Below are 19,938 nucleotides of genomic sequence, written 5' to 3'. Positions count from 1 at the left end.
ATGCCCACAGATACCCCAGATAAAATGATAGCGATAAAGGAAGAAGTGCGCAGGGAGAGCTTATTCGGGCTGGCGATCAGGGCCACCAGCCCGTGGAGTTATCAGACTGAAGTCTGCGTTTTTAGCTGCGCTTCATAGGCTACGGCCTGTTTGGCATCAAACTGATCTTCCCACTTGGCAATCACCAGCACCGCCAGCGCATTACCCACCACGTTCAGCGCCGTACGCGCCATATCGAGGATACGGTCAACACCGGCAATAAACGCCAGCCCTTCCAGCGGAATACCCACGCTTCCTAGCGTTGCCAACAGCACCACAAAGGACACGCCCGGCACGCCCGCAATACCTTTCGACGTCACCATCAGCGTCAGCACCAGCACGATTTCCTGCCCCAGGGAGAGGTCAATGCCGTACAGCTGGGCAATAAAGATTGCCGCAATGCTCTGATAGAGGGTGGAGCCGTCAAGATTAAACGAGTAGCCCGTCGGTACCACAAAGCTGGTGATCGACTTAGGTGCACCGTAGGCTTCCATCTTCTCCATGATACGCGGCAGCACGGTTTCCGAACTGGCGGTAGAGTAAGAGAGGATCAGCTCATCTTTCAGGATGCGTATTAACGTTGTAATACGCAGCTTACAGAAGCGCGCCACCGCACCCAGTACCACCAGTGCGAAGAACAGGATCGCCACATACACCAGTATCACCAGCTTAGCCAGCGGCCACAGTGAAGCGAAACCGAAGTTTGCAACGGTGACGGAGATCAGCGCAAACACCCCAATCGGCGCATAGCGCATGATCATATTGGTGACTTTGAACATCGCTTCTGAGGTCGAACGGAACACTTTCACCAGCGGGTCACGGTGTTCAGACGGCAGCGAAGAGAGGCCCAGGCCGAACAGCACCGAGAAGAAGATAATGGGCAGCATGTCGCCTTTCGCAATCGCCGCAAAAATATTCTGCGGGATCAGCGACAGGATAGTGGTTACCAGACTGTGTGGCTGCCCCTGAACCTGCGCCGTTGTGGCTTCATACTTAGAGATGTCCACCGTTGCCAGCGTCGACATATCAATGCCGGAGCCGGGTTGAAACACGTTCGCCAGAGTAATTCCTGTCACAATGGCAATGGTGGTAATCACTTCGAAATAGACGATGGTTTTCACACCAATACGTCCGAGTTTTTTAGCATCACCGACACCGGCAATGCCGACAATCAGTGTAGAAATCACAATCGGTACAACGATCATTTTGATCAGATGGATAAAGATATCACCGGCAGGACTGAGAACGTTGGTGACTAACCATTCACGATTTTCTGGCTGATTATGCAATATCGCCCCAGCGGCGATCCCCAGCACCAGCGCAATCAATATTTGCCAGGCAAGGCTGAACTTTACGGCTTTCATAACGCGTCATTTCCTTAACAAAACCTGCTTTCCGCGTGGTGCATGCGGAGTGAATAACACTCAAAGGAGGCTGACCGGGATCGGGCAATTCGCAGGTAGTGGATAGTTGAAACCTGATTGACAGGCGCGTAATCAGTACCATTTTCAACGGACTAAATGCAACCCTGCGAGAGATGTGGCTACTTTACTATCTATTAACAGGATAAAGCGCTACCGTTAACATGAAGAAATAAGTCTTTGTAATAATTAGAAATATTCAGAATAAAAACAGCATAGCTATGCATAACCCCGCCATTCCCCGCAGAAACAAAATGGTCTATATGCGCTTTTTTTGCACGACATGTCGTGCGCATCTCAGCGGTTCTGACGGTAAATGAATATCTTTAGAGCAGGCAGTTCCCCCGATTCCATCACATTCTGTTATGACGTGATCTGCCGCGCAAAAAGAAAACAAAGCCAAACCAGCGTCTTCACTTAACCTTTGATTGACATATTATTAACAATCTTCAAGGAGGCCAGCTATGAGCCAATCACATACCTACCCGGTTCCCGCGAACATTGCGGAAAATACCCAGATCAATGCTCAGCAGTACGCGTCAATGTATCAGCAGTCGGTACAGGACCCCGATGCGTTTTGGGGTGAACAAGGCAAAATCCTCGACTGGATTAAGCCTTACACGTTGGTGAAGAACACCTCCTTTGCTCCCGGCAATGTCTCTATCCGCTGGTTTGAGGACGGCACGCTAAACCTGGCGGCCAACTGCCTTGACCGCCATCTGCAAACGCGTGGCGACCATCCGGCAATCATCTGGGAAGGCGATGACAGCAGTGAAAGCAAGACGATCACCTATCGCGAGCTGCACCAGGACGTCTGCCGCTTTGCTAACACCTTAAAAGCGCTGGGCATCAACAAAGGCGATGTCGTGGCTATCTATATGCCGATGGTGCCGGAAGCCGCCGTTGCCATGCTGGCCTGCGCACGTATTGGCGCTGTGCATTCGGTGATCTTCGGTGGATTCTCGCCAGAAGCGGTCGCCGGACGCATTATCGACTGTAACGCCCGGCTGGTGATCACCGCCGATGAGGGCGTACGTGCCGGGCGAACTATCCCACTGAAGAAAAACGTGGATGATGCGCTGAACAATCCCAACGTCACCAGCGTGGGGAACGTGGTGGTGTTTCGCCGTACCGGTAAAGAGGTTGGCTGGAACAGCGATCGCGACCTGTGGTGGCACGAGCTGGCGAACAACGCCAGCACCCATCACGAGCCGGAAGAGGTGGCTGCAGAAGACCCGCTGTTTATCCTTTATACCTCCGGTTCGACCGGAAAGCCGAAAGGCGTGCTGCACACCACGGGCGGCTACCTGGTGTATGCCGCCACCACCTTTAAGTATGTATTTGATTACCAAGCGGATGATATCTACTGGTGTACCGCCGATGTCGGCTGGGTGACCGGCCACAGCTACCTGCTGTATGGCCCACTGGCCTGTGGTGCCACCACGCTGATGTTTGAAGGCGTGCCGAACTGGCCAAAACCGAGCCGTATGGCGGAAGTGGTCGACAAGCATAAGGTGACGATCCTGTATACTGCCCCGACCGCCGTGCGTGCGTTGATGGCCGAAGGGGATAAAGCGATTGAAGGGACCGATCGTTCGAGCCTGCGCATCCTCGGGTCCGTTGGTGAGCCGATCAACCCGGAAGCCTGGGAGTGGTTCCACAAAAAAATCGGCAATGGCCGCTGCCCGATCGTGGATACCTGGTGGCAGACGGAAACCGGCGGTTTTATGATCACCCCGCTGCCGGGCGCGACTGCACTGAAACCGGGGTCGGCCTCCAACCCGTTCTTTGGCGTGCAGCCTGCACTGGTGGATAACGAAGGCAATGCGCTGGAGGGGGCCACTGAAGGCAACCTGGTGATCGTCGACTCCTGGCCGGGCCAGGCGCGTACGCTGTATGGCGATCACGAACGCTTCGAGCAGACCTATTTTTCCACCTTTAAAAATCAGTATTTTAGCGGTGACGGCGCACGTCGTGATGAGGATGGCTATTACTGGATCACCGGGCGCGTGGATGACGTGCTGAACGTCTCCGGCCATCGCCTGGGGACGGCAGAAATCGAATCTGCACTGGTGTCTCATCCCTTAATCGCCGAAGCGGCGGTGGTAGGTATTCCGCATGGTCTGAAAGGTCAGGCAATTTATGCCTATATCACTCTGAATCATGGCGAAGAACCTTCACCCGAGCTGTATACCGAAGTGCGCAATTGGGTACGTAAAGAGATTGGCCCGATTGCCACCCCGGATGTATTGCACTGGACAGATTCATTACCGAAAACCCGTTCCGGTAAAATAATGCGTCGTATCCTGCGCAAAATTGCTGCCGGTGATACCAGTAATCTCGGTGATACCTCTACTCTGGCCGATCCTGGCGTAGTGGAGAAATTACTCGAAGAGAAACAGTCCATTAAAATGCCATAACCCACAGGGGCCACCGTGCCCCTGCTTTTCATATTGACATCATAAACCTGCCGCAGAGCAGATCTGATTGCTTCACGTCTTAATATTGTCCGTACCAGGATATAAAAAAAATATATTCCCCCGATCTTGACGTTAATGCTTCAAGGATCAAAGGAATAACCCTGTCTCTGGAGATATTACAATGAGCAATGTCCTCTACGAAAGAATAGAACGAAGTGCGAAATTTAAAGAGCTGGTGAGAAAACGCCAGAGCTTTGCCACCCTGCTGTCCGTGATTATGTTAGTGCTGTATGTCGGGTTTATTTTGCTGATTGCTTTTGCCCCTGGCTGGCTCGGTACGCCGCTTTATGAAGGGACCAACGTGACGCGCGGTATTCCGATTGGCGTGGGCTTAATTGTGATTTCTTTTCTGCTGACCGGAGTTTACGTCTGGCGTGCTAATGGCGAGTTCGACCGTCTGACCCGCGAACTGCTGAATGAGGTGAAAGGATGAAATCACGCCATCTGTTCTTTGCGCTGGCGGCACTGTTGCCGTGTGGTGTACTGGCCGCCGATGCTATCAGCGGCGCGGTAGAGCGCCAGCCGACTAACGTCGAAGCGATTATCATGTTCCTGATTTTCGTCGCTTTTACGCTGGGGATCACTTACTGGGCCTCCAAACGCACCCGTTCACGCAGCGACTACTACACGGCAGGCGGCAATATCACCGGCTTCCAGAACGGTCTGGCGATGGCCGGGGACTTTATGTCTGCCGCCTCATTCCTCGGAATTTCCGCGCTGGTGTACACCTCCGGTTATGACGGGCTGATTTACTCGCTTGGTTTCCTGGTGGGCTGGCCGATCATTCTGTTCCTGATTGCCGAACGCCTGCGTAACCTCGGCCGCTATACCTTTGCAGATGTGGCCTCTTATCGTCTTAAGCAGAAGCCAATCCGCACCCTCTCCGCCTGCGGTTCTCTGGTGGTGGTGGCGCTGTATCTGATTGCGCAAATGGTGGGGGCAGGCAAGCTTATCCAGCTGCTGTTTGGCCTGGACTACCATGTGGCAGTGGTGTTGGTCGGGATCCTGATGGTGATGTACGTGCTGTTTGGCGGCATGCTGGCCACTACCTGGGTGCAGATTATTAAAGCCGTGCTGCTGCTGTTCGGCGCCAGCTTTATGGCGATTATGGTGATGAAAACCGTTGGCTTCAGCTTCAATACGCTGTTTACCGAAGCGATGAAGGTGCACCCGAAAGGCATCGCCATTATGAGCCCAGGCGGGCTGGTGCATGACCCGATATCGGCGCTGTCACTCGGACTGGGCCTGATGTTTGGTACCGCCGGGTTGCCGCATATTTTGATGCGCTTCTTTACCGTCAGCGATGCGCGTGAAGCGCGTAAGAGCGTGTTCTGGGCCACCGGCTTTATGGGTTATTTCTACTTCCTGACCTTTATTATCGGGTTTGGTGCCATTCTGCTGGTCGGGGCTAATCCGGCGTTTAAGGATGCGACCGGGGCACTGATTGGCGGCAATAATATGGCGGCGGTGCATTTGGCCGACGCGGTGGGCGGCAGTCTGTTCTTAGGCTTTATCTCTGCTGTGGCCTTCGCCACCATTCTGGCGGTGGTCGCGGGTCTGACGCTGGCCGGCGCCTCGGCGGTGTCACACGATTTGTATGCCAGCGTGTTCCGTAAGGGCCAGGCGAGCGAACGTGATGAGCTGCGGGTGTCGAAGATCACCGTGGTGCTGCTGGGGATTGTGGCGATCCTGCTGGGCATTATGTTTGAGAAACAGAATATTGCGTTTATGGTCGGGCTGGCGTTCTCGATTGCGGCCAGCTGTAACTTCCCGATTATTTTGCTGTCGATGTACTGGTCGAAACTGACCACGCGCGGGGCAATGATTGGCGGTTGGCTGGGTCTGCTGACGGCGGTGCTGCTGATGATCCTCGGCCCGACGGTGTGGGTGCAGGTGCTGGGACATGCCAAAGCCGTGTTCCCGTATGAGTATCCGGCGCTGTTCTCCATGCTGGCAGCATTTATCGGTACGTGGCTGTTCTCGGTGACCGACAACTCGGCATCGGGTGCGGAAGAGCGTCAACGCTTCCAGGCGCAGTTTGTGCGATCGCAAACAGGTGTCGGGATTGAGGGTGGGAAAGGGCATTAACACGGAACCCGTACGGGCGAGGCACGCCTCGCCTATGTCAAACGGGTCGGGCATGCCCGCCCCCTACGGGTATATATACCATCACCATAGGAGCGAGGCGCGCCTCGCCTAAGTCAAACGGGTCGGGCATGCCCGACCCCTACGGGTATATGTATCATCACCGTAGGGGCGAGGCACGCCTCGCCTGTGTCAAACGGATCGGGCATGCCCGACCCCTACGGGTATATGTATCATCACCGTAGGGGCGAGGCACGCCTCGCCTGTGTCAAACGGGGCGGGCATGCCCGACCCCTACGGGTATATGTATCATCACCGTAGGGGCGAGGCACGCCTCGTCCGTATCAAACAGGGTGGCAGGGCGTTAGAAGTGCAGTGCGGCGCCCACGTATGGACCATCAGCAACGACATTATCTTTACGGCCATCTTTGCCGTTCAGCGTCATATACTTGTAACCCACGCTCACATCCACCAGAGAGATTGGCTGGAAGCTCACGCCTGCAGATGCTTCCTGGTAGTTATCGATGTGGCTGGAAAACGAATCAGGAGAGTAGAAATACTCACCGTACACGTTAAACATTTTGGTCACAGGGACTTTCACGCCGCCACCAATGGCAATCGCGTAGCCATCTTTCGTGTCTTTCGGGTTAGTCGACAGCGCTTTAACGGTCGGAGACAGGAACACATCGCCAATCGCGACGTTGTAACCCAGACCCAGGCTCTCTACATTGCCATCATGATCGCTGCGCAGCCAGTCACCGGAAAGCGCAAAACCAGGGGTTGTTGTCCCCAGGCCAACGTGAACATCAGTGTAATCCTTACCCACACTCACGCCACCTTCGATAGCCTGAGCAGAGCCTGCCAGCGCCAGCAGCGCCAGTGCGCCGGTTGTCATTGCCACTCTTTTCATTTTATTCTCCTGATTAATTTTTACTCACGCCATGATGCGGCGGGCTTGCAGAGTAAACCAACCGCCCCTGAAATTATATGAGAAACAAACTAATCACGTTGAATTTGAGTAACCTTACAAACGCACTGAATCCAGTCCTGTTAGCCAACCGCCCACATGACATGCCCGATAGCAGGCGCTATCACCACGGTAACGACACCGGATAACATCATCACTAAGCTTGAAACCACGCCCTCCTGCTGACCCAGCTCATACGCGCGCGCCGTCCCGGCGCCGTGAGATGCCGCACCGAATCCGGCCCCTCGCGCCAGGCCTTGTTTGATGGCCAGACGCAGGAACAACAGGTCACCCACCGCCATGCCAAACACCCCGGTGATCACCACAAACAACGCCACCAGATCCGGCTGCCCGCCCAGCTGTTTCGCTGCCGCAAGCGCAAACGGCGTGGTGATGGAACGCACTGCCAGGCTGCGCTGAATGCTCTCCGGCAACGCCAGCATCTGCGCCAGCCACACCGAACTGCATACCGCTACCGCCGTGGCGGTGATCACCCCGGCACTGAGCGACATCCAGTGACGACGAATGATCGCCATGTTCTCATACACCGGTACAGCAAACGCCAGTGTGGCCGGGCCAAGCAGCCACAAGAGCCAGCGGCTTTCACTGATGTAGTCCTGCCAGGAGATATGGGCCACCACCAGCAGCGCCACCAGCACCATCGGTGTCATCACCAGGGGCATCAGCAGCAGGCGGTGCCAGCGGCGATACAGCCGTTTATTGCAGAAGTAGACGGCCAGTGTGGCCAACAGACATAACACGCTGAGGATAAAATCATTCATCGCCCTTCCCCTGTTTACGCGCCGCCAGCCACAGCTCGAAGCGATACACGCGATCCACCACCAGCGAGGTGGCGCCCAGCACCAGCAGCGTACTGACACCAATCACCAGCAGAATTCGCCAGCCCTCAAGGCGCAACAGATCGCCATAGTTAACCACCGCGACAACGGCCGGAACAAAGAACAACAGCATTTCAGCCAGCAACCAGCTGGCACCGGCTTTGACCCACCCCAGCGGCATTACGCGCAACATAATCATCGACAACAGCAACAACATCCCAACGATGTTGGCGGGAAGGGGTAAATGCAGCCAGCTCACCAGCTGTTCTGAGACTAAAAACAGCCCGACATAAAGCGCCACCTGTAGCGGAACCTGTACCCGATGCCGCCAGGCAGAACCCTGTGGACGAAGTGCCAATGCCATGCTGTTTTCCCCCGTGTGAATGTTTTTATGGGAAAGAGTATAAAGCGGTAACAAAGGGTGAAAAAAATGACTTAATATTATCCCAACTATGCCAGACAGGAATGATTATGGACGTTCGCGCCCTGCGCTACTTTGTGGAAGTGGTTCGTCAGCAAAGCTTCACCCGTGCCGCCGAGCAGCTCTACGTCACACAGCCGACCATTAGCAAGATGTTGCGCCAGCTGGAGGATGAGCTGGGCTGCACCTTATTGATCCGTGAGGGGCGTAAACTGCATCTGACGGATACCGGACAGGCGGTGTACCAGCGCGGCGTGACCATCCTGCAAGAGTTTAAGCAGCTGGAAGCGGAAATCAGCGATATCAACGAGCTAAAAACCGGCGAGCTGCGCCTGGGTATTCCCCCGATGGTGGGGATGCAGATTGCCGGTTCGATCTCTGCATTTCGTCAGCGTTATCCGGGCGTGGAGCTGAAAATATCCGAGTTTGGCGGCCTGACGGTGCAGCAGGCCGTGCTGTCCGGCAGCCTGGATATTGCCATGACCGCCCTGCCGGTCGCTGATGATTTACCGCTGAATTCGCTGTCACTGATGAGCCACCCGCTGTGCGTGCTGGTGCCCCGTACCGAGGCCTGGTTGCGCCGCAGCCATATGCCGATCAGTGAGCTGGCCGGGCACCCGATCCTGATCTATAACGAAGAATTTTCCCTTAATCGCCAGCTGATGCGGGCGTTTCAGGCCAGTGGTTTTACTCCGCAGATTGCGGTGCGCAGCGGGCAGTGGGATTTTCTGGCCGCGATGGTGCAGGCGGGTATGGGCGTGGCGATTCTGCCGGAGCCTATCTGTCAGCGTCTGGATAAAAGCCAGCTTCTGTGGCTGCCGCTGGAGTCGGATCTGGTGTGGAATCTGGGATTAATCTGGCGCGAGGGGAGCTATCTGTCGCGCAGCGCACAGGCATGGATTACCTGCTGTCGCGAGTTCTGGCCGGGCGAAACACCGCGCATTTCATTGTAAACCCGCCGGGCGAGGCATGCCTCGCCCCTACACGCAATTTACAATGCCGGATTATCGCAGGAGCCGGACATGTCCGCCCACCAAAAACACACGAAATAGACACCGTCGGATTATCGTAGGGGTCGGGCATGCCCGCCCACCAAAACCACACGAAATAGACAATGTCGGATTATCGTAGGGGTCGGGCATGCCCGCCCACCAAAAMCACACGAAATAGACACCGNCGGATTATCGTAGGGGTCGGGCATGCCCGACCCACCAAAACCACACGAAATAGACAATGTCGGATTATCGTAGGGGTCGGGCATGCCCGACCCACCAAAAACACACGAAATAGACACCGTCGGATTATCGTAGGGGACCGGGCATGCCCGGCCCACCAAAAACACACGAAATAGACACCGTCGGATTATCGTAGGGGTCGGGCATGCCCGACCCACCAAAACCACACGAAATAGACACCGCGGATTATCGTAGGGACCGGGCATGCCCGGCCCACCAAAAACACACGAAATAGACACCGTCGGATTACCGTAGGGGTCGGGCATGCCCGACCCACAAACGCACGGGACCGCCGATGCGCAGTTATTCCTCTTTCTCGATCAACAGCGTTTCCAGCAGGTCGAGATCGTGCAACAGCTTCTGCATCGTCTCATTACTGATTTGCTGCGTGGCTCGCAGGTGATACAACTCCGCGCGCTCAGAACGCAGAGCGCTCAGACGGAAACGTCGCTCAAGGTTTTCGGCAAACAGCGCACGTTCCATATCCTCTTTGCCATCCACACGACGACGCAGATTGCCCATCACCCTTGAACTGACTTCTTTCAACAGCTCGGGGTCGATGTTCTCTTCCGTGTCGACCATCAGACGTTCTTCCATCTTATGCAGACTGTCGATGGCAACACTCGCCATCGTCGCACGCGCCATCTGTAGCTCACGGCGGTGGCCCGCTTTGTCGATCCCTTCAACGCCTCGCAGCAGCAGCGGCAGCATGACCACCCCCACCAACAGCGAGAACAGGATCACCCCGGTCGCCAGGAACACCAGCTCATAACGCGCCGGGAAATCATTTCCGTTACTCAGCAACAGCGGAATCGACAACACACCGGCCAGGGTAATCGCGCCGCGTACCCCGGCGAAGGAAGCAATCAGCAGCTCACGCGTCGAGTAGCTGGAAAACTCCATCGGACGTTTTTTTAACGCCGTACGGCTGATAAAGCGCATGGTCCACAGCCAGCCAAAACGCACGACCATCAACGCCATATAGATCAGCACCACCGAGGCAAACAGCACCCACAGCTCAACATTCGGGTCAGCATCCGCCTGACGCACGGAGATTTCCAGAATGCCTGGCAGTTGCAGGCCCAGCATCAGGAAGACCATGCCGTTAAACACGAATTCCAGCATCTGCCAGACGCTGTTAGCACGCAGGCGCATAGCCAGCGGCGCCTGACGGATAATCCCGGAGCGTGAAATGGTCATCCCGGCGGCAACCGCCGCAAGAATGCCGGACACACCGATATGTTCGGCAATCAGATAAGACGCAAACGGCAGCAGCAGCAGCAGCACGGTCTGCGTGGCCGGATCATCGCCACTCCAGCGGCTGAACAGGCGCAGTGATTTACCGTATAACCAGCAGATTGCGATACCTGCCAGCAGGCCACCTATCGCCACTTTGGCGAATTCCAGCGAGGCCCCGGACACGGTAAACACCATCGTGCCCATCGCCACGGCGACGGCGAACTTCAGCGACACCAGGCCGGATGCGTCGTTCATCAACGCTTCGCCTTGCAGTATCCCCATAATTTTTTTCGGAATGCGTCCCTCGCCGACAATACCGGAGAGCGCCACGGCATCGGTCGGTGACAACACGGCCGCCAGTGCAAAGGCAGACAGCAGCGGAATACCCGGCACCAGCCAGTAAATCAGGTAGCCAATCCCGACAACGGTAATCAGCACCAGCACCAGCGCCAGGCCAAGGATCTCGCGCCCGTGGCGCAGAAACTCACTGGTCGGGGTTTTCCAGCCGTCAGCAAACAGCAGCGGCGGGATAAACAGCACTAAAAACAGCTCCGGATCAAAATCGACATGCAGACCAAACGTTGGCCAGGCGAGCAACGCGCCCATAGCGATTTGCACCAGAGGCAAAGGAATTTGAAAGGGAATAATACGCGCGGCGACGCCTGACAGCGACACAACCAGCGTCAAAATGAGAATGGTAAAGAAAATTTCCATGCGATCCTTTTTATACGTCTTCCGATAGGCTTTAAACACAGGCAGACATTGATAGCGAATACCCTGGTAGATAGTAAAGCAAATTAGGGAGACGATGAAAAACAGGATGTGCGTTAGGAAGGGAAAATCAGTGTCATCTTAAGGTGGGGCCAGCGATCCCGGCCCCGAAACAGAATTATATCGCCCAACCGCAGGCATAGAAAGCGACCAGCGCTACCGCAATAAGCACGGTGCCCACATTCAGCTTGCGCCATTCACCGGCAAAGATGCGGCCAATCACCAGTGAACCGAAACCGAGCATAATACCGGTAACGATGTTACAGGTCAGAACGATAAAGACGGCGGCCAGCAGGCCAGACATCGCATCAACAAAATCACTGAAATCGATTTTAGAAACGTTGCTTAACATCAGCAGGCCGACATACATCAGCGCAGGTGCGGTAGCATAACCCGGAACCAGGTACGCCAGCGGCGACAGGAACAGGATCATCAGGAACAGCACACCGACCACGATGGCTGTCAGACCCGTTTTACCGCCTGCTGCCGTTCCGGCTGCCGACTCAATGTAAACGGCTGCCGGGGCCGCACCGACCAGACCTGAGAAAATGCTGCTCAGTGAGTCCGTCGTCAGGGCCTTGCCGCCATTGATAATCTGGTTGTCTTTATCCAGCAGGTTCGCCTGCCCGGCGACTGCACGGATGGTGCCGGTGGCATCAAATACCGCCGTCATCACCAGCGCCAGCACGCTTGGCAGCACCGCCGGTTTTAATGCCCCAAGGATATCCAGGCTAAACACCAGCGAGTTACCCTGCGCATCGCTCAGGCTTGGCATCGCGAACAACCCCTGATAGGTCACCGCCGGGTCGAAGATCAGGCCAAACACCGAGATGGCAATAATCGTCAGCAGGATGCCACCTGGCACACGCAGCTTCTCCAGACCAAAAATCACCGCCAGCCCGACCAGCGTCATCACCACCGGGAAAGAGGGGAAGTGACCCAACGCAACCGGCAGGCCAGGCCCCGGGTTTTTCACCACCAGGCCCACACCGTCAGCGGCAATCAGCAGCAGGAACAGGCCGATGCCCACGCCCGTGCCGTGCGCCACGCCCATCGGCAGGTTACGCAATATCCAGGCTCGAATGCCGGTTGCAGAGATCAGGGTAAACAGGACGCCCATCAGGAACACCGCACCCAGCGCAACCGGTACGCTGATCTGCTGGCCCAGCACCAGGCTAAAGGCGGTGAATGCCGTCAGCGAGATCGCGCAGCCAATCGCCAGCGGCAGATTGGCCCACAACCCCATCAGCAGTGAACCAAAACCGGCCACCAGGCAGGTCGCCACAAAGACCGCCGTCGGCGGGAAACCTGCTTTGCCCAGCATCGAGGGCACCACAATCACGGAATAGACCATCGCCAGGAAGGTCGTAAGACCGGCCAGGATTTCCTGACGGACGCTACTACCGCGCGCAGAAATTTTGAACCAGGCGTCTAAAGAGCCGCTGGCCGGTTGAGAAGGAGCTGACATCGTAATCCCCTGAGATTTCTTATGAGTTATCGCTGCGTGGTACCCCTGTTTCCCAGCGGTAGTCGACGTTTGCATCCCTGGCGCAATATACGCGGTACAAAAACCTCAGGGCGAGGCGCAGACCGGATAAAGGCAAACGTTTACTATTCCACGCAAAAAACCGCCTAATTGCTGTGCTGATACTCGATATCATTCGCGTCGCAGGCGGGCAACGCCAACGCATCTGCGGCTTGAAGTATGACGAGTATTCCTGCGCAAACGATTATCCTGTGTTTAATGGTGCATTTTCAACACTTCTTCACGCATAAATTTGCATAATTATTGATTTGCACACACGTCTGCTATCAACGCTTATGAGGGTAACGGCAGTGCCGTGCGCACTCTAATAGCGCTTTCTTATGACGGCCTGCCGACGGTTGCGAGTTGAAACGTTTGTCACTCAAGAAAAGAAAAGCATTCAGTCGAGACGGACCTCACCGCCCTGTTGTAGCGCACGCTGCCAGGCCGCACGGCTTTGCACCTTCTGCAACCAGGCCTGAATCGCCGGGCTGTCGGCCGCGCCACCGCGCGCGGTGAGCGCCTGCAGCGGAAAACTCATCTGCACATCCGCAATACTGAAGCGGCTACTGGCGAACCATTCATTTTGGGCAAGATGCTGTTCGATGAACTGGCGATGGGTGGTGATCTGCGGGTCGAGGTAGCCCTTCTGAACCCCTTGACCAAAGGCGCTGCCGATGGGACGTAACAGCCAGGGCACCGGGGCTTTGCCCATCCGGCTAAAAATCAGTTTCATTACCAGCAGCGGCATCAGTGACCCTTCCGCATAGTGCAGCCAGTAGCGCGACTGAATCACCTCTTCTTCATCGAAAAGTTTCAGCAGACCTTCAGCGTCATACTGCGCTTCCAGATACTCCAGGATCGCGCCGGATTCGGCCACCACACGATTGCCATCGGTAATTACCGGAGATTTACCTAGCGGATGGACTTTTTTCAGGGCCTCAGGTGCCAGCATGCTCGCTTCACGCTGATAACGTTTGATCTGATAGGGCACGTTCAACTCTTCCAGCAACCACAGCACGCGCTGCGATCGCGAATTATTCAGATGGTGTACGGTGATCATATTCGCTCCTTAAAGCCTGAGTATAGTCAAACGCTCTTCACATCCAACAGTATCGCCCCAGTGCCCTGCTCGCTCAGGCGGTCGTTCGGGTTACGCAGCGGGCAGTCTTCCATCGACAAACAACCACAGCCGATGCAGCCGTCCAGATCGTCGCGCAGGTGCGTCAACGTTTCAATGCGTCTGTCCAGTTCGTCACGCCACTGTTGCGACAGCACCGCCCACTCTTTTGTCGTCATGCGCTTGCCCGGGGAATACTGCATCAGGCTGTCGCTGATAGTCGCAAGTGGGATGCCGATACGCTGGGCAATCTTGATCACCGCCACACGCCTCAGCACATCACGCGTGTAGCGCCGTTGATTTCCGGGGTTGCGGAAACTGCTAATTAATCCTTTGCTTTCATAAAAATGAAGCGTCGAAACCGCCACACCGCAACGCCGTGCCACATCGCCGGGGGTTAGTTCGCGCTTGCTGGCGTTACTCATACTTTTTTTCATTTAGCGCTTTACCTCAAGTTAACTTGAGGAATTATACTCAGCCTCCATTGAGTTCGCGACCTATTGACGCAGAGACCTGGGAGAAAAAGTGTATGCATGACGACATCATCAGCACCCTGACTGACTGGATCGACAACAATCTGGAAAAGACTCTGTCGATTGATGAAGTGGCGGCAAAATCAGGCTATTCGAAGTGGCATTTGCAGCGTATGTTCCGTTCCGTGACGAAACAGACGCTGGGTGGATACATTCGTGAACGCCGTCTGACGCTGGCCGCCGAAGCGCTGCGCCTGACGCAACGTCCGGTGTTCGATATTGCCATGCAGTACGGTTATGACTCCCAACAGACGTTTTCACGCGTGTTTCGCCGCCAGTTTTCACAGACACCGACCGCCTATCGTCACACCATGCGCCATGCATCCCTGAAGCGCAGCAGCTGGACATTCGACTGTAGCGACTATGCCACCAGCAGCTTCAGCCAGCGGGTCAGTGAAAAATCCTGCCCGACTTGTAGCTAACGCGGCTAATGACGACCCGTTGCCACCGCCACCTGCGGTGGCAAGCCGGGTATTTCCTGCCCCCAGTAAGACGGTGATAAGTACCAGCCGCCGCCCAGCTCTTTAATGTGATACATCGCCGCATCAGCCTGCGCAATCAGTGCTTCCGGGGAGCTGTGGTTTTTTGCCAGCGCCACACCCACGCTTAACGACTGCACCACCCGCGCGCCTTCCGGCAGCACGATGGGCGGCTGCATTGCTTCAATAATATCGCGCGCCACCTGAGCCACCTGCTCCTCCCGTTCGACCGTCGATAGCACCACAGCAAACTCATCGCCGCCCAGGCGTGCCACCAGATCGCCTTTACGCAGGCGCTCACGCAGACGCTGGGCTGTGACCATCAGCACATGATCGCCGGCGGCGTGACCGTAGCAGTCATTCACCTGCTTAAAACGGTCACCGTCGATAAACAGCACACTGGCCTGCTGGCGGGTTTCCGGGTCGTCCATCAGCGCCTGTAAATGTTGCTCAAAGGCTTTACGGTTAGGCAGCCCGGTCAACGTGTCATGCAGCGTCTGGTGTGTCAGCGAGTCATTCTCACTGGTCAGATGCCGCTGCCACTGGTCCAGCTCATCGAGCAGGCTGTTGAAATCACCGCTCAGTTTATCCAGCTCGGCAATCGAGGACGACGGTACGCGCAGGGAGAAAGCACGCCGTTTGCGCACATCATGTGCGACGGAGGCAATATTTTGCAGCCCCTGTAAAATGCCGGCATGCATCCGCCGCGCCAGGTAGATCGCCAGCATGGCGGTAATCAACAGACTGCCGCCCAGCCACAGCAGCGCCTGCCCCAGATAATGTAGAACGCGTGAGGCATCACCGCTGATCCACACCCGGCCGACTTCCTGATTATTATGCATCACGGGTGCGCTCACCGGCTGAGGGAACAGCCAGCGAGCCACAACGGCACCGGCGCCGCGGGGATCTTCGCCGCCCGGTGCCTGCCATTGGGCCAGCAGCTGCTGATCAGCACGATATACGCGCCCGACCGCAAACTCCGTACGCGTCCCCATGTCACGCAGAATACTCTCTGCGGTTGCTGAATCGTTCTGTAGCACCGCTGTCCGGGCGCTGTAACTAACGCTGGCCGCGACCAGCTGGATATTGTTTTCCGCATAGCTGCGCAGCACATACATCGACAGCGCAGAAAGCGACAACCCGCTGAACAGCAGCGACACCACGATAATCACCAGATGAATGCGTTGAAATGACTGGCGCATGGTCGGTAATTCACGCGCCACTGTCACCGCCTCGTTTTGCCTGATCTTCATGCTTACTCCCCCTCCGCCGTTCAGCGGACAACGTGCCCGGCATCCACACGGGTGATTTGCCCGTCACGATCATGTTTGATGTGAAAGACCCGAAAGCCAGGAGTGACCAATAGACGACACGCAGGCTCCTTTATTATTTTCTGCTGTTTGCAGATGTATTATTAGTTAATGTTTTTTGGGCATGATTTACGGGAATAGAAAACCCTCCCTGGATTAATTCCGGGAAATAATAAACAGGGAGAAATGTTTGGCAAAATCCTACAGATCATCGATAGTCTGTACAACTTCAAATAGCGTAAGATTCATCTTAAACCGTTTGATTTGACTTAGATTTAACGGAGAGACCAGAAAATAACATCATGATATAAAACAACTTTTACTTAAAAATACATTCAATAATTGCAGATAAAATGGGTTATCACAGCACGTAACAATACGCAATTAGAATTAATCTTACCCTAAGTTAAATTAGATATTCGATGGCACAAAAGGTCAGAAAAAAGATCGGTCACATGGCATAGAAATAATATTATGCATACGGATTAATCTGTATTTTTCGATATCAGCGATAATATATTTATCACCTGCCCTCCTGGCGAGTCAGTGTAAACCCACCTGGATTGACCGAAAAAAACTACCATACCAGGTATAAATTTTGTTCAGTTTTGAAAAACGGGTGATATAATGTGATCGCCGTCACACTTCCATGACCAGAGCGTCAGACCGGAAAGGAGCAAGCCTGGCAGCTCCCGTTCCGTTCCGGGTGATGTTGCATCCCGTTTGTCAGGACCGATCACCCCGGAGTTTTCAATATGGCTACGATTACCACCAGCGTTATTCTCATGAGATGGGAGCTGCTCAGTGCAGTGATGATGTTCCTTGCCAGCACCTTTAATGTGCAGTGCCGCAAAGCCAGCCGCAACGTGATGGCGTTCGCGTTTACCGGTATTGGTATCGGTATGTCATGCTGGTTTGTCACCGGGCTGCTGGGCATTACGTTGAGCATGGATAATCTGCATAACTTCTGGACGATAACCAAGGATGTATTTGTCGAAGTGATGAGCCGCACACCTCCCGACTGGCCGATGCCGTAAGCGACATCTGCCCGGAGAGCTGACCTGACTCACCGGGCAGAAGGTTATTTGTCACTTTTTATATCTTTTTTAGCACCGCCGAGGTCGGCAAAGGGACATCGCTGGACGCTTTGACTTCCGGCAACGCTGCCGTTTTACGATCCTGCAACCACATATCCCCCATGATCTGATTCAGACCATTTTCCAGTCCGGTCACCATACCTGCGCCTGGCGTAAACGTCAGCTCACCGAAGTAGATATGCCCTTCATGGATGTACCAATCAACACGCACATAGTCGAAATCCGTTGCCAGCGTCTTACTCAGTTCCAGCGCACGTTCCAGCGTCTCGCTGTCTGCACTGATGTCAAAACCGGTATCCCGGATTTTATAAAAGCTCTGCTTCAGGTTGTTGACGTAGAAGCTCATCGACAACGCAGCACTGCCCACCCGGTTGTAAATCACCTGCAATACGTACTCGAAGTTGCCATCTTTCTTGTTGAACATATGAAACTTGTAGTCAACGGCGGCAAACTTGCCATCACCAACGTACTGTTCAACCAGAATGCAGGGCTTAATGTAGCGGTAGTGAATCTCACGCGCATGGTGCGAGAAGTCCTTATGCAACCATTCATCGCAGCGCTTGATCAGCAGTTGTTTCTGGATGCAATCGGGTTCTTCCAGCACAATTTCCACCATGCCTGAGCCGTGATTCGGCTTGATCACCGTGTTTTTCAGGGACGGCAAACTCAGTAACGAAATCGGGTCATCGGTCTGATGAATCAGCGGAATCAGATAATCTTCCCCGATAGTGTCGGCAATATATTCTCTGACCAGTAATTTATCAGACAAATTGGCATAGCGCACATGGTCACCAGTGACATATTTACGATACAGAATCTTCTCATTGAACAACTTGGGTTCCCGGATATTGGGAATACGTTTGAATTTCTGAAAGTAATAAATTTTATCCTGGTAAGACCAAGGCATTTTCTTGAGCAGGTAAACAAAACCCTTTCTCAACTCTGCTTTGAGCTTCAACATGATTTACCTCATCTGTAGGTTTTGTAGTTGAGTGAGGAAAGCTGTATTTTAAGAATGACGCCATTCTTAAAGAAATAATTCATTATCGTCAGGGACAGGAGTTCGGTGATAAACACGCTCCAGGCTGCGCCTGTTAATCCCCAGGAATGGATAAAGAAGTAAGAAGTTGCCAGACCAATAACTACCAGCAGAATCACTTTCACCAGTAAGTAATTGAAACCACCCTCTTTCACCATGTAGCGATACGCTACGGTTCCCATTGCCGAAAAGCAGGTTGCTAACGACAACAACGTAATGAGGTTTCCCGATTGTGTGTAATCTTGCCCATACAGGCTGTTAATGATCCTGTCACCAAACAGCGTGACAACGGAGAGCATCAAAAGTGAAACTGCCATAACATAGCCATTAAGCCGTGAAGCCAGTTTTACTGCCACATCCGCACGCTCCCTGAAAATTTCAGAGAAGCAGGATGTAATGATCGCCACCGGAATAAAAATCCACGAGGCGGAAATGGTATTCGCTGCGGTAAACAGGCCAAGATCCTGGGCCGAACTCACCCCAACAAGAAAGAACTGTGCGGTCTTCACCTGAACGGCGATAAAGACGCTGGAAATCGCCAGCGGCAGCCCCGCATGCAGTAAATAACGCAGATAATTCTTACGCTTATGTCGCGGCGGTGGGCTGATAGTGTTGGTCTGATAAAAGCGACTGCGCTTGATCAGATAGGGCACCAGCGTGACGGCGACAATGGACAGGGACAACCACAGCGGGCTGAGCTTGCACCAGGCAACAGTAAAGCTGATGGCAAAGCTCAATATCATGCCGGTGGCATTTGCAACCGTATTCATTCGCGATTCCAGACGGGCGTTATTGTAAACGCTAAAAATATCCTGGGTCACAAACATAGCGGAGAGAAATGATGCCACGGCAAACACAATAAAGTTCTCGCGCATCGTCAGCCACACATAGAGCAATACGGGCAATGACAGCACCAGTAATAATGTCAGGCGCAATGATTTTGCCACCCCCATCAGGCGCATTCCTTTTGGCGTGCTTTTACTGATGCTTTTAAAAAGAATTGTTTCTGTGCCAAAAATGGCAATAGTCTGAATAATTGAAAACAGTGAGGCAGAAAATGCTATTTGCCCGAATATAACCGGGCCGAAAGATTTAGCCACATAAGAGGTGACAAAAATTACGCCAAAAACTGACACCACTTTTTCGGACATCATCCAGGCGGCATTAGACATCACACTGTATTTCATCGAAGCATCCTTTGTGTTTCCAACCAGCTAAAACCTCAAACCAACACATCCGTGTCCACAACTGATTCAATAACGCACAGTAGACCCCTGGCGAGAACGCAGAAAAAGAAAATAATATTTTTCAGGCATCGTTGTGCCTTTTATTTTTAAG

The 19,938-nt window shown here is 54.1% G+C and carries 17 protein-coding genes; 6 read left to right on the top strand and 11 right to left on the bottom strand.

Annotation, left to right across the window (positions count from 1 at the left end):
• Positions 1-101 precede the first annotated feature (101 nt).
• The gene (gene gltP / locus FVB43_RS16035) at positions 102-1,403 is read right to left on the bottom strand and encodes a glutamate/aspartate:proton symporter GltP (protein ID WP_133842632.1); all 1,302 of its coding nucleotides are present in this window, start codon (positions 1,401-1,403) and stop codon (positions 102-104) included.
• A gap of 521 nt (positions 1,404-1,924) precedes the next feature.
• On the opposite strand from gltP, the gene acs reads away from it, so the two are divergent.
• From acs to actP, 3 genes are all read left to right on the top strand, one after another.
• Complete coding sequence (acs, locus tag FVB43_RS16030; RefSeq protein ID WP_167864299.1) at positions 1,925-3,880, top strand: acetate--CoA ligase; 1,956 nt, start codon at positions 1,925-1,927, stop codon at positions 3,878-3,880.
• A 181-nt stretch (positions 3,881-4,061) separates the two neighbouring features.
• Entirely contained in the window at positions 4,062-4,373 is a 312-nt protein-coding gene (locus FVB43_RS16025; protein ID WP_133842634.1) for a DUF485 domain-containing protein, read from the top strand.
• On the top strand, positions 4,370-6,028 hold the full coding sequence (gene actP, locus FVB43_RS16020; protein ID WP_133842635.1) for a cation/acetate symporter ActP: 1,659 nt from the start codon (positions 4,370-4,372) through the stop codon (positions 6,026-6,028). The genes FVB43_RS16025 and actP overlap by 4 nt, the downstream gene beginning before the upstream one ends.
• 361 nt (positions 6,029-6,389) lie before the next feature.
• Here the strand turns inward: actP and FVB43_RS16015 are convergent, their stop codons facing one another.
• The 3 genes from FVB43_RS16015 to FVB43_RS16005 all read right to left on the bottom strand — a co-directional run bounded on the left by FVB43_RS16015 (position 6,390) and on the right by FVB43_RS16005 (position 8,195).
• A complete protein-coding gene (locus FVB43_RS16015) occupies positions 6,390-6,935 on the bottom strand; it encodes a YfaZ family outer membrane protein (protein ID WP_133842636.1) in 546 nt (181 codons plus the stop codon).
• A gap of 140 nt (positions 6,936-7,075) precedes the next feature.
• Positions 7,076-7,774, bottom strand: coding sequence for an LrgB family protein (locus FVB43_RS16010; RefSeq protein ID WP_133842637.1), 699 nt, complete (start codon positions 7,772-7,774; stop codon positions 7,076-7,078).
• Positions 7,767-8,195: a CidA/LrgA family protein gene (locus FVB43_RS16005; protein ID WP_167864298.1), complete on the bottom strand. Its 429-nt coding sequence runs from the start codon at positions 8,193-8,195 to the stop codon at positions 7,767-7,769. Before FVB43_RS16005 ends, FVB43_RS16010 begins: the two co-directional genes overlap by 8 nt.
• A gap of 107 nt (positions 8,196-8,302) precedes the next feature.
• Here FVB43_RS16005 and FVB43_RS16000 point away from each other — a divergent pair, with 107 nt between their 5' ends.
• Entirely contained in the window at positions 8,303-9,205 is a 903-nt protein-coding gene (locus FVB43_RS16000) for a LysR family transcriptional regulator (RefSeq protein WP_133842639.1), read from the top strand.
• A gap of 585 nt (positions 9,206-9,790) precedes the next feature.
• Here FVB43_RS16000 and FVB43_RS15995 read toward each other — a convergent pair.
• The 4 genes from FVB43_RS15995 to soxR form a co-directional block, all read right to left on the bottom strand.
• Entirely contained in the window at positions 9,791-11,440 is a 1,650-nt protein-coding gene (locus FVB43_RS15995) for a Na+/H+ antiporter (RefSeq protein WP_133842640.1), read from the bottom strand.
• Positions 11,441-11,615: 175 nt separating this feature from the next.
• Positions 11,616-12,965, bottom strand: a complete 1,350-nt coding sequence (locus tag FVB43_RS15990) for an NCS2 family permease (RefSeq protein ID WP_167864297.1) — start codon at positions 12,963-12,965, stop codon at positions 11,616-11,618.
• A 457-nt stretch (positions 12,966-13,422) separates the two neighbouring features.
• Complete coding sequence (locus tag FVB43_RS15985; RefSeq protein ID WP_167864296.1) at positions 13,423-14,085, bottom strand: glutathione S-transferase family protein; 663 nt, start codon at positions 14,083-14,085, stop codon at positions 13,423-13,425.
• Between the two features lie 26 nt (positions 14,086-14,111).
• Positions 14,112-14,579: a redox-sensitive transcriptional activator SoxR gene (gene soxR / locus FVB43_RS15980; protein ID WP_133842643.1), complete on the bottom strand. Its 468-nt coding sequence runs from the start codon at positions 14,577-14,579 to the stop codon at positions 14,112-14,114.
• A 92-nt stretch (positions 14,580-14,671) separates the two neighbouring features.
• Here soxR and soxS point away from each other — a divergent pair, with 92 nt between their 5' ends.
• A complete protein-coding gene (gene soxS, locus FVB43_RS15975) occupies positions 14,672-15,097 on the top strand; it encodes a superoxide response transcriptional regulator SoxS (protein WP_167864295.1) in 426 nt (141 codons plus the stop codon).
• A gap of 5 nt (positions 15,098-15,102) precedes the next feature.
• Here soxS and dgcN read toward each other — a convergent pair whose 3' ends face one another.
• Positions 15,103-16,407, bottom strand: coding sequence for a diguanylate cyclase DgcN/YfiN (gene dgcN / locus FVB43_RS15970; RefSeq protein ID WP_159336756.1), 1,305 nt, complete (start codon positions 16,405-16,407; stop codon positions 15,103-15,105).
• An 812-nt stretch (positions 16,408-17,219) separates the two neighbouring features.
• Between dgcN and FVB43_RS15965 the strand changes: the two genes are divergently transcribed.
• A complete protein-coding gene (locus tag FVB43_RS15965) occupies positions 17,220-17,501 on the top strand; it encodes a YjcB family protein (RefSeq protein ID WP_133842648.1) in 282 nt (93 codons plus the stop codon).
• A gap of 58 nt (positions 17,502-17,559) precedes the next feature.
• Here FVB43_RS15965 and FVB43_RS15960 read toward each other — a convergent pair whose 3' ends face one another.
• A complete protein-coding gene (locus FVB43_RS15960) occupies positions 17,560-18,522 on the bottom strand; it encodes an ATP-grasp fold amidoligase family protein (RefSeq protein WP_133842650.1) in 963 nt (320 codons plus the stop codon).
• 8 nt (positions 18,523-18,530) lie between these two features.
• A complete protein-coding gene (locus tag FVB43_RS15955) occupies positions 18,531-19,787 on the bottom strand; it encodes an MATE family efflux transporter (RefSeq protein WP_133842652.1) in 1,257 nt (418 codons plus the stop codon).
• Positions 19,788-19,938 lie beyond the last annotated feature (151 nt).

The sequence above is a fragment of the Erwinia rhapontici genome (assembly GCF_012271765.1).
Taxonomy (GTDB): domain Bacteria; phylum Pseudomonadota; class Gammaproteobacteria; order Enterobacterales; family Enterobacteriaceae; genus Erwinia; species Erwinia rhapontici.
Note: the sequence above shows the minus strand (reverse complement) of the source record. Positions and strands in the feature narration are given on the sequence as shown.